General features: G+C 68.6%; 12 protein-coding genes. 2 read left to right on the forward strand and 10 right to left on the reverse strand.

The window, feature by feature from the left end; all coding sequences use genetic code 11:
- Nucleotides 1–8: 8 nt before the first annotated feature.
- The 3 genes from AB0B28_RS01955 to AB0B28_RS01965 form a co-directional block, all read right to left on the reverse strand.
- Entirely contained in the window at nt 9–860 is an 852-nt protein-coding gene (locus tag AB0B28_RS01955) for a sulfurtransferase (protein WP_360114922.1), read from the reverse strand.
- 439 nt (nt 861–1,299) lie between these two features.
- Nucleotides 1,300–2,022, reverse strand: a complete 723-nt coding sequence (locus AB0B28_RS01960; RefSeq protein WP_360114925.1) for a DUF2993 domain-containing protein — start codon at nt 2,020–2,022, stop codon at nt 1,300–1,302.
- Between the two features lie 55 nt (nt 2,023–2,077).
- Entirely contained in the window at nt 2,078–3,097 is a 1,020-nt protein-coding gene (locus AB0B28_RS01965; protein ID WP_360114928.1) for a hypothetical protein, read from the reverse strand.
- Nucleotides 3,098–3,502: 405 nt separating this feature from the next.
- Here AB0B28_RS01965 and AB0B28_RS01970 point away from each other — a divergent pair, with 405 nt between their 5' ends.
- Entirely contained in the window at nt 3,503–4,225 is a 723-nt protein-coding gene (locus AB0B28_RS01970) for a response regulator transcription factor (RefSeq protein ID WP_360114931.1), read from the forward strand.
- Nucleotides 4,226–4,272: 47 nt separating this feature from the next.
- Here the strand turns inward: AB0B28_RS01970 and AB0B28_RS01975 are convergent, their stop codons facing one another.
- Nucleotides 4,273–5,307: an arabinan endo-1,5-alpha-L-arabinosidase gene (locus AB0B28_RS01975; RefSeq protein WP_360114934.1), complete on the reverse strand. Its 1,035-nt coding sequence runs from the start codon at nt 5,305–5,307 to the stop codon at nt 4,273–4,275.
- A gap of 292 nt (nt 5,308–5,599) precedes the next feature.
- Between AB0B28_RS01975 and AB0B28_RS01980 the strand changes: the two genes are divergently transcribed.
- Nucleotides 5,600–6,391: an SGNH/GDSL hydrolase family protein gene (locus AB0B28_RS01980; RefSeq protein ID WP_360114937.1), complete on the forward strand. Its 792-nt coding sequence runs from the start codon at nt 5,600–5,602 to the stop codon at nt 6,389–6,391.
- Between the two features lie 85 nt (nt 6,392–6,476).
- On the opposite strand, the gene AB0B28_RS01985 is transcribed toward AB0B28_RS01980, so the two are convergent.
- From AB0B28_RS01985 to AB0B28_RS02010, 6 genes are all read right to left on the reverse strand, one after another.
- Nucleotides 6,477–9,449 carry a S8 family serine peptidase gene (locus AB0B28_RS01985; protein ID WP_360114940.1) on the reverse strand — a complete coding sequence of 991 codons (2,973 nt, stop codon included), beginning with the start codon at nt 9,447–9,449 and terminating at the stop codon, nt 6,477–6,479.
- 326 nt (nt 9,450–9,775) lie between these two features.
- Nucleotides 9,776–10,369, reverse strand: coding sequence for a DUF1707 domain-containing protein (locus tag AB0B28_RS01990; protein WP_360114943.1), 594 nt, complete (start codon nt 10,367–10,369; stop codon nt 9,776–9,778).
- Between the two features lie 4 nt (nt 10,370–10,373).
- Nucleotides 10,374–10,811, reverse strand: coding sequence for a hypothetical protein (locus AB0B28_RS01995; RefSeq protein ID WP_360114946.1), 438 nt, complete (start codon nt 10,809–10,811; stop codon nt 10,374–10,376).
- Nucleotides 10,812–11,114: 303 nt separating this feature from the next.
- A complete protein-coding gene (locus tag AB0B28_RS02000; protein WP_360114949.1) occupies nt 11,115–11,963 on the reverse strand; it encodes a hypothetical protein in 849 nt (282 codons plus the stop codon).
- Between the two features lie 174 nt (nt 11,964–12,137).
- Complete coding sequence (locus AB0B28_RS02005) at nt 12,138–12,419, reverse strand: hypothetical protein (RefSeq protein WP_360114952.1); 282 nt, start codon at nt 12,417–12,419, stop codon at nt 12,138–12,140.
- Nucleotides 12,420–12,423: 4 nt separating this feature from the next.
- Nucleotides 12,424–13,260, reverse strand: a complete 837-nt coding sequence (locus tag AB0B28_RS02010; protein WP_360114955.1) for a hypothetical protein — start codon at nt 13,258–13,260, stop codon at nt 12,424–12,426.
- Between the last annotated feature and the right edge of the window lie 144 nt (nt 13,261–13,404).

Below are 13,404 nucleotides of genomic sequence, written 5' to 3' on the forward strand. Positions count from 1 at the left end.
GTCGCCGGCTACTTGGTCCCAGGCTCGTCGCCGAGCGCGATCGGGACGCCCACGAGCGACCCGTACTCGGTCCACGAACCGTCGTAGTTCTTGACGTCCTCGTAGCCGAGGAGCTCGCGCAGCGCGAACCAGGTGTGGCTGGAGCGCTCACCGATGCGGCAGTAGGCGATCGTGGCCTTGGACTCGTCCAGGCCCGCCTCGTCCACATAGAGCTCGCGCAGCTCGGCCTCGGACTTGAACGTGCCGTCCTCGTTCGCGGCCTTGCTCCACGGCACGCTCAGCGCCGTCGGGATGTGACCCGCGCGCTGCGACTGCTCCTGCGGCAGGTGCGCCGGAGCGAGCAGGCGGCCCGCGTACTCGTCGGGCGAACGCACGTCGATGAGGTTCTTCGAACCGATCGCGGCCTCGGCCTCGTCCCGCTTGGCGCGCAGCGACCAGTCCAGCGGACCGGCCACATAGGTCGTCGCCTCGCGCTTGGGGACCTCGGTCACGACCTCGCGGGCGTCGAGCTCCCACTTCTTGCGGCCGCCGTCGAGCAGCTTCACGTCCTGGTGGCCGTACAGCTTGAAGTACCAGTACGCGTACGCCGCGAACCAGTTGTTGTTGCCGCCGTAGAGGACGACGGTGTCGTCGTTGGCGATCCCGCGCTCCGACAGGAGCTGCGAGAACTGCTCCTGGTTGACGAAGTCGCGGCGGATCGGGTCCTGGAGGTCGTCCTTCCAGTCGATCTTCACCGCGCCCTTGATGTGGCCGGAGTCGTAGGCCGAGGTGTCCTCGTCGACTTCGACGAACACCACACCCGGGGTGTCGAGGTTCTCTTCCGCCCAATCGGCGGTGACCAGCACGTCTTCACGAGCCATGGCTGTTCTCTCCTGAACGTTAATGGAATGACTAGGTTTCGACTGTTCCGAGTTCGAGAGCGTGCCCAGAGAGTGGCGCGGAGCGTTGCGCCGCCGAAGCGGCAGAGCTGGATTCGTTCAGGGAAGATTCCCGATCAAGCCGATGCGGCCCCGGTTCCCGACTCGCGCACACAGGCGACTGCGGGTGAAAAAACGTGGGGGCCTTGCTCTGGAATTCGCGCACGCTGGGCCGCAATGCGGCGACTGCCTCGGGCATGGAGCCCGGCGAGTCGCCTAGGGCATTCGACAGAGCGTGGCCGCGATCATGCAGTAGTCGATCGCGCGCCGCTTCGTGAGCATCGGCTTGCGCATGGCCAGAACGCTAGCAGACTTCCCGCCCCGAATCCACACCCGTTCTCGCGATGCGGACATCCATGCGAACCGTGCGTGACCGCGAACCTCAGTTCAGGACCACGTCCTCGGCGCTGGCGGCGACGGCCAGAGCGCCGTCCTTGAAACTGACGTCGGCCAGGACGATGCCGTAGGGCAGCTCGGGGAGGCCGATCGTGGTGCCCAGCTCGGCGGCGAACTGGTCGATCTGGGACTCGACCTGCGCCGGGAGCGAGGACGTGAGCGACTCGACCGCGTCGGGGCGGTAGGAGAGCGCGCCGTCGGCGATCTCGATCTGCCCCGTCGCCCGCAGCTCGATGGTGAACCCGGCGATCTCCCTGGTCGCGTTGACCACGGCCGTCCCGTCGTCGTCGATCTCCAGGTCCAGGCCGGTCTGCTCGGCCAGCAGAGCCTCGACCGACTCGATCGAGATGGTGCCCTCCAGGTCGAGGGTGCGGGCGATGACCTGGCCGCCGTCCGAGAGCTCACGCCAGTCGGCCTCGACGTCGCGGGCGACCATCGTCAGCTCGGGGAAGACCAGGTCGTTCGCGCCCACGTCGTGGAGGGTGATGTCGATCTGCGCGAACTCGCCGCCCCACGCCTGGGTCAGGAACGGCCAGTCGTGGATCTTGACGTCGGGCCGCTGGTCCGAATGCGCGCCGTGGTCGGCGGCGGTGGCCGCGACCTCGTCGGCGATACGCCGTTCGGCCAGCGCGTTCGCGACGCGGTCGCCGAGGGCGACGACGGCGGCGAGCACGACGAGGGTGATCAGGACGCGGCGGAAGATCTTCACCGAGTGCTCCAAATAAGGGGGAGGCGGGGTGCGGGTGGCGTGAGGGGCGTTTGTGTCAGTCGATCATGTAGTAGGCGCTGACGAGGTAGACGACCGGTCCGGTCACGGCGAACGCCAGCAGCGGCCCGGCGGCGCTGACCACCGGGTTCGGGGCGGTGCCGGCCTCGTCGATGCGGCGGGACGCGGACAGGTAGCCGCAGGCGAGGTCGGCGAGCACTGCGGTGAGCGCGACGAGGAGGCCGCCGATCGCCGCGTGGGAGGGCTCGGGGCCCTCGATCACGAACCCGGCGTACGCGGCCGAGGCGGTGCCGCACATGGTGCCGATGACGATGCCGAACGCGCCCCGCGTCACCTGCCGGTTGATGCGCGGATCGGGCATGACCAGGTCGACGGCGCGGGCGGCGAGGATCGCGGTCCCGGCGGCCACGACCGCCGAATACATCGCGGGCGGGGCCGAACCCAGGCGCGAAAGCACGATGTAACACGCGTATCCGCATACGGCTACGCATACGAGCATGGTGAACCCGAGGCGTTCGGTCACCCCGGCGTGGTCCTTGCGAAGCAACTGACCTGCGACGGTCGCGCCGAAGGCGAGGGCCAGGAGCACGGTGATCGGCAGGAGCGAGACCGGCTGCCAGGTGACGGCCGCCCAGTCGGCCGCGAGCGCCAATGCGGCGGCCACGGCGAGCGTGATCCACACGCCGTCGATCTTCCGCACCCACGTGACCAGGGCGATCATCGCGAACTGGAGGACGGCGATCCCAGCGGCGTAGACGGGGCGTTCCATCTGGGTGCCGAGGATGAGGCCGGCGCTGACGACCATGGTGACCGCGATCGCGGGGAGGCGGTGCCACAGCGCGGGGCTCGGCGGGGGGAGCGTGTGGTGCTCGCGGCCGTCGTCGTCGGTGGAGCGGTAGGAGCCGGTGGCCGGCTCGCGGCGGGCCTCGGCGGCGCGGCGCTGCTCGGTGGGGGTCGGCTCGGCATCGGCGTAGGCGCCGCCCCAGGCGGGAGCGTCGGCGGCTTCCTCCGTGGGCGGCTCGTAGCCCCAGGTCTCGTCGGGTCGGCTGTACGACACGAGCAACAGCCTACGGCAGGCCCCCAACGCCGCTCGAAAGCTCGCCTCACGCGCCTGGGTGAACCACCGCTTCGGCAGTGGCGCAGGGGGTTCGGGAGGTGCGGCGCGTCGGCGGCTCGACGTCACGGCGAACCCGAATCGAATAGGATATATCCTATAGGATATAGGACATCTGGTTCGCGGCGGTCGCAGATGAGCGGCCGATGACGGTCGAATGAACGATTGGCGTCCCACTTCTCACGCCGCGACGTCCCGCATCGTGAGGTGACATGCGGGTGACGCTGGTCATTCGGTTGGTGACCGTTTACACTTGGCCCAGACTCCACCTACCGCATGTAAGCCCACCCGTCGCCGAAGCCGGGAAAGCGATAGTCGCGCGTGCGCATCTACCAGCGGAGGACTGCCTTGGAAATCCTGATCCTCACTTCCAACCCCGTTCCGGAGTCGCCAGAGTCGATCCTGCCCTCCCTGGAACTCCTGCCGCACCGATCCCGGTACGCCGGACGGGACGTGCGGGCCCTGCTTTCGGGCCCCAGCCCCGACGCGGTCATGGTCGACGCCCGAGCCGACCTCGCCGACGCGCGCGCCACCTGCCGCGTCCTTCAAGCCACCGGCCTCACCGTCCCGCTCTTCGCGATCGTCACCGAAGCGGGCCTGGCCGCCCTCCAAGCCGACTGGGGCGTGGACGACTTCCTGCTCTACTCCTCGGGCCCGGCCGAAGTCGAGGCCCGACTGCGCCTGGCCACCGGCAAACCCAACGCCGCCCAAGCCGCGGGCCCGGCCGTCATCCGCGCCGGCGACCTCACCGTCGACCCCGACACCTACGCGGCCAAACTCAAAGGCGCGCCCCTCGACCTGACCTACAAGGAATTCGAACTGCTGCGGTTCCTCGCCCAGCACCCCGGACGCGTCTTCACCCGCGAACAACTCCTGCGCGAAGTCTGGGGCTACGACTACTTCGGCGGCACCCGCACCGTCGACGTCCACGTCCGGCGCCTGCGGGCCAAACTCGGCAGCGAATACGAATCTATGATCGGCACCGTCCGCCAAGTCGGCTACAAATTCGTCGCCCCGCCGCCCGACCACCTCCGCGAAACCGAACCGGCACCCGAACGCGTCGACGCATGAGCGAAGGCGGGCCCACCAGGGCCCGCCTTCGCTGTGCCGTAAGCGTTTCAGGACCCGTCGAGGACGGGCCAGCCGCCGCTCCATTCGATGGCCTCGACGCCGAGGTCGAAGTGGCCGTCCTCGTGGTAGGAGTGGTATGCCATGAGGCCGTTCATGATCGACTGCCCGCCGGTGGCCACGTAGTCGCCGTGCGCGCCGAGGACGAGCGTGCCGCCGCCCTGGGTGAGCGGGACGCCCGCCGCGTCGGTGAACGGCCCGGTGGGGGAGGTCGAGCGGCCGACCCGGATGTTGTAGGTCGAATCGGCTCCCGCGCAGCAGGTGTCCCAGGACGTGAAGAGGTAGTAGTAGCCGCCGTGTTCGACCAGCGCCGGCGCTTCGATGCCGGCGCCGCCGCGCCCGGCGACGTGGATCGGGTTCGCGCCGGGTTTCACTTTGCCTGAGGGCCAGTCGAGTTCGAGCATGTAGATGCCCTGCCACCATGAGCCGTAGGCCATGTAGTGCTTGCCTTCGGCGGCGAGGATCGTGGGGTCGATCGCGTTGTAGGGGTCGCCGGGGCTCGACTCCCACACCTGGCCTTCGTCGATCCAGGCGTAGGCGGGGTCGGCCGGGTCGAGGGTGGTGTTGGTGGCCAGGCCGATCACCGAGCGCTGATTGCCGAATGTGGACGCCGAGTAGTACAGGTAGTAGCGGCCCTCCGCCGCGTCATGGTAGATCTCGGGCGCCCAGAGGTTGTCGACGCCGGGCACGGCCGCGGTGAGCCACGCGGGCTTGACGTCCCAGACGGTGTCCACATAGGTCCAGGTGGCGCCGTCGTCGGTGGAGGTGCGGATGGTGATGTTGCCCTGGCCGAGCGGGCCCCAGCCGGTGGCGAACACGTACCACGGCTCGCCGTCCTCGCAGGGCGCGAACAGGCCCGGATCGTGCGCCCCCAGATCGCCGCCGACCGTACCGGGAGCGTCGGCGGCGCAGGCCTGGCGCGGCCCGGCGGGGTCGGCCGCGGCGGTGGGGGCGAGCGCGGCGAGGCCCGCGAGGAGCCCCGCGGCCGCGAGCGCGGCGATGAGGGAGGTGCGTTTCGGAGTCATACGGGACCGCCCGTCCTTCGATCGAGAAATAGAACAGAGTCGATGTTATCGGAAACATATGTGAACGGTCAAATCTCCGGTGTCCCGCGCCCGGGCGTGACGCCACCAAGGTGCCCCCGAACCAATCCACCTCCGCGAAACCGAACCGGCACCCGAATGCGTCGACGCATGAGCAAAGGCGGGCCCGACAAGGCCCGCCTTTCCCCTTGCCCCGCAAAGTAGGGCAGACCCCACCATCCCCACACCCGGCCACCGGATTGCTCACACCGACCACCCCCCATAGCTTCAGGGCATGAACGCCACCAGCAACCACCGCCGCGCGCTCCCCGCCGCACTCGCGGCCCTCGCCCTCGCCGCGACCGGCTGTGCCACCACGAACGACCCGGCCCAGCGCACCTACGTCGCACTCGGCGACTCGTACGCCTCCGGCTTCGGCGCAGGCGACTACGACGCCGACGACGGCTGCCACCGCTCAGCGCACGCCTTCCCGGCGCTGGTCGCCGAGGCGATCGATGAGGAGCTCGAGTTCGAGGCCTGCTCGGGCGCGGTCGTCGCCGACGTGGTCGAGCAGCAGCTCGACGCGCTCGACTCGGCGATCGACTTCGTCACGATCACCGTGGGCGGCAACGACTCCGGACTGGAGGCCGTGCTCGGCGCCTGCGCCGACACCGACACGGCGGCCTGCACGGCCGCGATCGAGGAGGCGCGGGCCCTGATCACCGAGGACCTTCCCGGGAGTCTCGACGGCCTGTACACGCAGGTCGAGGCCCAAGCAGGAGAGGCGACGATCATCGTGGTGGGGTACCCGCGGCTGTTCTCCGAGACCGCCTGCGAGGCCGTGCTCGACACCACGCCAGACGAGCAGCGGGCCGTGAATGAGCTCTTCGACCTCCTCGCCGACACCATCGCGGCCGCGGCGACCGGCCACGGCTTCGCGTTCGTCGACCCGCGGGACGCGTTCGACGGACACGAACTGTGCACAGAGGACACTTGGGTCATGGGTCTGGAATCGGCAGAGCCGTTCCACCCCAACGCCACCGGGTACGAACGCTACGCGGAACTGGTCCTCCCGCACTTGAACTAGGCACGCGAAAGCGCCCGCCGCGTTGGCGCGGCGGGCGCTTCGCTCATCTCGTTGTATGCGGCCTAAACCGCTGCGGTGCAAGCGGTCAGGTGGCGATCCCCACGATCGTGGAGTCGATCAGCGTGCCGTCGGCCGCGTAGTCGACCGTGCCCAGGTAGCGGGAGTCCACGTCCAGACCCGACCAGGCCAGGTCCAGCGAGTACGGGGACGCCATCGACACCGTCTGCTCGGCCGGGCTGACCTCCAGGGTCCCCTCGTCCGTGCTCGGCACGATCCAGGTGTGCAGGGTCGCCTCCAGCGGCGAAGGACCGGCCCACTCGTCCACGAACACCACGAACGTGTAACCGCCCGGCAGCGTCACGGCCTCGTTCGAACCGCCCGAAGCCGAGTAGCCGACCAGCGTCAAAGCGCCGGCCTCGTCCTTGACGTACACGAACAGGTCAAGGTCGGTCCCGAGCGGGTGCTCCTCGTCGAACGTCGCGAACCGCACCAGCGCCGCGTCCTCGGGAGTCGAGAACTCGTAGGCGACCGTGTGCGAGTTCTCGGCCGGCGAACCGGTCGGGAACGAGGACGAGTCCGGGTCGGTCAGCGTCGCCGTCGACACCTCGGAGGCCACCAGGCCCGACACCGTCGAGGTCAGCGTCCCGTCGAAGCCCGCCACGCCCGAAAGCGAAGCCGAACCCTCGTCGCCGTTGAACGACACCTCGTCGGTCGCCGCGAGCTGCGTCGGCTCCACCGTGATCGGCGAACGCACTTCGTGGACGGTCTTGGTGCCCTTCTTCTCCACCCAGGTGATGTCGCCGAACGCCCAGTCGCCGAACGCCGCGTCAGTGCGCGTGATCGTCAACGTGTACGTGTGCGACTCGCCCGGCTTGAGCGTGAACTCCTTGGCGTCCACCGAGACCTCGAAGCCCGCCGGAGCGGTGATCGTCGCCTTGTAGGTCGACTTCTTCTCCGAGATGTTGGTGACCGTGCGCGACACCTCATAGGTGCCGGTCAGCTCCGCGACCGTGATCGACGGGTAGTTGAGCTGCGAGGGCTCGATCGAACCCAAAGCGTCGCAGTTCGACTGGATCTTGTACGCCTCGGGCGTGCCGCAGATGTACTGGATCCACTCCACAGGGGACGACTCGTACACCAGGCCCGGGTCGAGCATCTTCGCCCCGTCGGCGTGACCGGCGCCGTAGTCGAACGGCGTCGCGTCCTCACCGGCGCGCTGGATCGGGTTGCCCGCCTGGTCCTCCTGGTAGGCGGTCGTCATGATCGCCGACTTGATCGCCATGGGCGACCAGCCCGGGTTCGCCGACTTCAAAAGCGCCGCAAGGCCGGCCACGTGCGGGCTCGACATCGAGGTGCCCTGGTTGGTCGCGAAGTCGTTGCCCGCGTGGTTCTCCGGGGTGGTACCGGCGAGGATCTCCACACCCGGGGCGGTGATGTCGGGCTTGAGCAGGTTCTGCTCGGCCGACAGCGCCGGACCGTTCGAGGAGAAGTCGGCCATGGTCGGCGCGTTCTGACCCTCCCGCTCCGAAGTCTCCACCTTCACGCGCGGGTTCTTCTTCGAGTCGACCCACGCCTGGAGGTCCTGACCGTCGGTGTAGGACACCGAGAGCACCGGAACCGCCTGCGAAGTGACCGTGACGGCCGGGCCGCGCTCGAACTGGTCGACCACGATCAAGGCCACGCCGCCGGCGTCGGCGACCTGGTTCGCGTTGTCGGTGAACAGGTTCCCCCGCACACAGATGATCGCGAAGTCCTCGGTCTTGGCCGGGTCCAACGTGCCCGCGTCACAGCGGGCCGCGGCCTCGGGGTCGGCGTCGTCGTACGCCGCGTCGACCGCGTTCTTCACGTACCACTTCGCCTTGCCCACGAGCCCGGCGACCTCGATGTCCTCGTTGCCGAACTCGAGCTCGGTGCGGAAGGTCTGGTCGTGGGTCGAGGCCGCCACCGTGGTCACCCACGGCTCCTGGTGGTCCACAGTAGAGGTCGGGCCGTCGTTGCCGGCGCTCGCCGCCACGAACACGCCCGCCGCCGACGCGTTGAAGAACGCGATCGACACCGAGTCGAGGAACTCGGGCGTACCGGTCGAACCGATCGAGAAGTTGATGACGTCGACGCCGTCGTTCACGGCCGCTTCGATACCGGCCACCAAGTCCAAACCGGAGCAACCACCCCAGCAGACCTTGTACGCCGCAACGCGAGCCGCCGGAGCCAGCCCCGAGAACTTCCCGACGTTCTTGCCGTCGATGAAGACCTTGGTGCCGTAGTTGCCCGCCGCAGTGGTGGCGGTGTGCGTGCCGTGACCGTTCGAGTCACGCGGCGACGCATACGAATCGACCGAGACGCCGCGCGCATCGAACCAGCGCGCGCCGATCAGCTTGTTGTTGCACTCGATGTTCGCGGCCGGGTCCTCGTCCTCACCGGTCTCGCACTCGCCGTTCCACTTCGCGTCGATCGTGGCCTGGTCGGGCCGCGGCTCGGACAGCGGAGCCAGCGACGGGTTCTCGGGCCAGATGCCGGTGTCCAGGACACCCACGATCACGCCTTCGCCCGCGCGTTTGTGGGAGCCGAACTCCTCTTCCCAAGCGCCCTTCTTGCCGGCGACGTTGATGAACTTCGTGGTGTCCACCGCGGCGGTGGGCTCGTAGATCACGTCGGGGATGACCGCGAGGACGTCGTCGCTCGCGGCGAGCTCCTCGGCCTCGGCCGCGGTCAGATGCGCCCCGAAGCCGTTGAGGACCGTGTCGTACTCGACCAGCGCGTCCACGTCGAATTCGGCGATCACGTCGGCGCGCTCGGCGGCGAGGAAGTCGCCGTACTCCTCGACCGCGCTGGTCGTGAAGTCGATGGTGTCGCCTTCGGCGGGCGCGGTGGCGTCGAGGCCGGACTCGCCGCCTTCATAGGTGGCGATGGGGTCCGACGCGAGCTGGACGACGTAGTAGCCGTCCGCGTATTCGATCGCGGTGTCGGCCGCTTCCTTGAAGTACTGCGGGGTCACCTCGGGCAGCGCGGGGAGTTCGGCCGAGGCCGGGGAGGCGGTGGAGGTGAGTGCGACGACCACGACGGGGATCGAAGCCGCCGCGAGGGCGGCTCTGGTTCGCGCTCCGGCGCGCCGGGGGGCGCGTCTTCGCAGACTTCGGGGGGACGGAGATCCCATACGATGAGCTCCTCTCAAGGGGGACGAGCGCCGCTGGGTGAATACTCGGCCACGGTTCGCGAGGGAACCGTGGCTGCGGCGCACGGAAACGAGCCTATTGCGAGGAAGGTTCGGTGTAAACCCTCATATGAGGAGAATGCCGGGATCAGGCATGACTGTTATGCGGCCGTTACAAAAGACGTACCGACAGTTGGCCATTCAGTGAATGACGAGGGCGCTGCGCTGCGGTTCTACCAGCGCCACCACAGGAAGCGGCGCTCGTGTCGAACGGTCACGGAGCTGATCTTCATCCGACCATAAAGGACGAATCGGATACCGTCGACCCCTTGGTACGAGGCCTTGTTCTCGACCGAACTCGCCACCACGTCGATGTTCTCGTCCACCGCGTACGCGCCCGCGGGAAGCACCAGTTCGACCGAAGAGGCGATGAGATTGAGGTCGATCTCGACCTGGGTGCTGTTGATCTTCGCGTGGCGGCAGTCGAGCTTCACCGAGCTGGCCTTGGCGTCCACGGCGAGTTTCCGCGGCACCAGCCAATCGCCTTTTCGCTCCACAGAGGAGGCTTTGGGGTTGAGCCTGAGCTCGGCGGGTCCGGCGGCGGCCGCGGGCGCCGGGGTGGTGGTGGCGAGCGTCCCGGTGGTCTCGGGCAGGTCGGCGAGGAGGCGCTCGACCTCGCCGTAGGTGCGGGCTTCGTAGGCTTCTCGGGAGCGGTCGGCGAATTCCTGGAGATCGAGGCGGCCTTCTTCGGTGGCGGCGTGGAGCCGCGCGATGATGGCTTCGCGCTCGGCGTTGGAGACGCGCATGTTCGGGTCGGGCGGGACCATGTGCTTACCTTCTCGTCGGGCCGGGGTTGAGTCGCCTGGGTCTGCGCACGAGGCCGCCGTTGCACCATTCGTGGTAGTCGAACAGGTCCGGCTGGCGGATGAGCGCTTTGGTGTTGGCGACCCAGAGTCCAACATACTGGTCTTTGGACTCGGATGCCTTGTCGAGGAGGCGGTCGACGCGCTTGCGGGTGTGGACGCGGAACTTGGTGCGGACGGCGTCGCCGGCGTAGATGTAGAGCACGTGGAGGGCGAAGGAGCGCTTGGGGCAGGTCTCGTCGGCGGCGAGTTCGAGCCAGGTGTCGGCGAGCTCGTCGGTGGCGAGGGTGAGGTCCCACTGGCGGCCCTCGGGGGCCGTGGAGTAGGGGTCGAGCGCCCAGGCGCGGATCTCCTGGGGGGTCGGCACCGCGGGGCGCGCGAAACCGGTGAACGAACCTTCCGCCACGTGCGCTCCCCGACGACTCGAACAATGCTCGCACTGATCGTAACCCGGGCGCGCCCGGAACTCGGTCCGCGCTTTCCGCTCGGAGGCCCACCCCACCCGGGGGCCCCTCCCCCCCCGCCCCCCACCCACCCCTCCCCTTCGATTGCCCACCCCACCCTTCGGTACCTGCCCTCCCTCGGTGCTGCGCGTCCGCGAGGGGGCGGACGCGGTGCGGTTGTCCCGGTTGCGAGGGCGGCCGCTCGCTTCGGGGCTCGGCTCCGGGGTTGCGGGAGGCGCCTTCTCGCTTCCCCGGAGCGTTGACCGCTATTGGTGCAGGGCCATGGTCACCGCCTCGATTCGGGTCTTGATCTCCTCGAGCTCGTCCTGGTCGGGGCTCCAGCCTCGTTCGAGGAGCGTGTCTCGGAGGCGGGTGAGCCAGGGGCGGGGGTGTTCGGTGACATCGGATGCGGTGAGGACATGGACCTCCCAGCCCAGATTGCGGAGCGTTTGATGGCGGCGGTGGTCGGCGGTTTCGGCGGTGAGGCCGAGGTGGGTGGCGAGGCCGTCGTATTCGACTCCGACCCGCCATCGCTCCCAGCCGAGGTCGAGGAACTTGACCCGCCCGTTCGGTGTGCGGACCCGCAGTTGCGGGACCGGGGGTGGCAGGCCCGCGTCACCGATGAGGCAGCGGGTCCAGGACTCCATGGGCGATTCCGCCCGCGGGTCGGCCGACAGGAGGGTGGTGTTCGCCTGCCTCAAGCGCGCGCCGTGGACCGGTTCGAGCGCGGCCAGGAGGTGGTCGGAACCGATGCCCGCGCGGAGCATCTGGTCGGCGGCGGCCACCGCCTCCAGGCGAGGCAGGTCGGCCGCGCAGTCGACCAGCGTGCGGGCGAGGGTGGTCACCGGGAGGCCGTCGACCACCGTGATCTGGGACAGCGGCGGGTCAGGCGAGCTTTCTACCGGCCAGCGCCGCTGGTCGGCGCCCGGCGGGAGGACATCGAAGCCGTGGATCCAGGCCGCGGTGCGGCCGGTCGCGACCAGGCGGTAATCGGATTCGAAGGCCGCTTCGAAGCGCATGAGGAGGTCGGAATGGGAATCCGACATTTCCTCGTCGAAATAGGTGGTGTCGGTCATCGTGGCTGTCGCGGTGCGATACGTCGGTATTTGCGTCATGTGACAACTGTGACCACTCTGCCACCAGGTGTCCACAAAAACTTTCCGCCTGTGGATAACTTCGGCTGAAATCCGCGTAATCCCAGCTCAGTACCTGTGGATAACTTGCTAGGGGTGGCCCGGTCGCTTCGCGACCGAGCCACCCCTAGCAAAAACAACGAGCCTGACCGGCCCCTAGCGGTACCCCAAAGTGCAGGCCTTATCGGCGTGCGCCTTCGCGACCTTCAGGAACTGAAGCTGCCGGTAGCACTGCGCGTACCCCACCACCTTGCCGCCGGCCTGCGCGGCCCTGCACGCCTGCGTCATCCCCACCGACACCGCATACCCCTGGTTCGTCAGGTACTTCGTGCAAGCGAACGCGTTGGCCTGCGCCGGGGCCGCGACCGCCAGCGCGGCCGCGGCGCCGATGAGGAGCGCGCTCAGTGTGAGCGCGAGTCTGCTTGCGGCCCTTCGCATGAGGTCAGTATTCGACGTCGCAGAGCTTCCATTGGCCGCCTTCTTCGACAGCGGTGAACGTGTAGCCGCTGCCTCCGTCGACGTCCTCTTGGCTTTCGGGCGCCGAGTCGTCCATGGTCCAGCCGACCCAGACTTCGGTGCCGCCGGAGACCTCGCGGGACATGCTCCACAGCAGGAATCCGAAGCCCCAGCCTTCGTTCTCCAGCTCCCAGTCGCGGTCGAACTCCATGCTGTCGGTGGGGTTGGCGCACACGACCGATTCGAGCGCCGCGTTGTCGTCGGAGTCGGCGGCGAGACGGTACGTCAGAGCCGCGCCTTCGGGCGTGTTGGCGTCGAAGCTGTCGGAGTTGACGGGCGTGCCCCAGGTCGCGAAGTCGTCGTCGACGGTGCCGCCGGTGTCCTCTTCCTCCGTGGTCTCCTCTTCGACCGGTTCGGAGGAGGGCTCTTCCTCGGCGGTGGTCTTGTCCTCGTCGCCGCCCTTGGCGTCGGGTTTGTCGTCGCCGAGGCCGGGGATGATGAGCACGGCGGCCACGCCGAGGACCAGGACCAGGCCGATGACGACTGCGAGGATGACGCCGAGGCTGCCGCCCTGCCGCGCGGGCGGGAGCGGGGGAGGCAGGACCGATCCGGGCGCCGTCGGGTAGCCCTGTTGCACGCCCACCTGCGGTGACATCATCGGCGGGCCCGGCTGGGTGTACTGCGGCTGCGGGGGCTGCTGCTGGTAGTAGTTGCCGGGCGGAGGCGTGGTGTTGTACCCCTGCATGTAGGGGTCGGTGGGCGGCTGCGGCTCGGGTTGCAGCTGGTACTGCGGGTTCTCGCCGCCGGGGGGCGGATACGTCATCGCTCGGTACGCCTCGTCTTCTCGGGGGAATCGGACGCGGTGAATGGGTTTCACCGGAGGTGACCTCGATCGTACAGGCCACCGGCGTCATTGTGGCACCCCGAAACGTGCAGGTCGAGGGTCGCTTGAGCGCGCCTGACGCAT

It is taken from the genome of Glycomyces sp. NPDC046736, from assembly GCF_040645615.1.
In the GTDB taxonomy this organism is placed as follows: Bacteria; Actinomycetota; Actinomycetes; order Mycobacteriales; family Micromonosporaceae; genus Glycomyces.

Coding starts and splice junctions, on each gene's coding strand:
- AB0B28_RS02000 (WP_360114949.1), bottom strand. CDS start 11,963: ATGACGCAAATACCGACGTATCGCACCGCGACAGCCACGATGACCGAC.
- AB0B28_RS02005 (WP_360114952.1), bottom strand. CDS start 12,419: ATGCGAAGGGCCGCAAGCAGACTCGCGCTCACACTGAGCGCGCTCCTC.
- AB0B28_RS02010 (WP_360114955.1), bottom strand. CDS start 13,260: ATGACGTATCCGCCCCCCGGCGGCGAGAACCCGCAGTACCAGCTGCAA.
- AB0B28_RS01955 (WP_360114922.1), bottom strand. CDS start 860: ATGGCTCGTGAAGACGTGCTGGTCACCGCCGATTGGGCGGAAGAGAAC.
- AB0B28_RS01980 (WP_360114937.1), top strand. CDS start 5,600: ATGAACGCCACCAGCAACCACCGCCGCGCGCTCCCCGCCGCACTCGCG.
- AB0B28_RS01990 (WP_360114943.1), bottom strand. CDS start 10,369: ATGGTCCCGCCCGACCCGAACATGCGCGTCTCCAACGCCGAGCGCGAA.
- AB0B28_RS01975 (WP_360114934.1), bottom strand. CDS start 5,307: ATGACTCCGAAACGCACCTCCCTCATCGCCGCGCTCGCGGCCGCGGGG.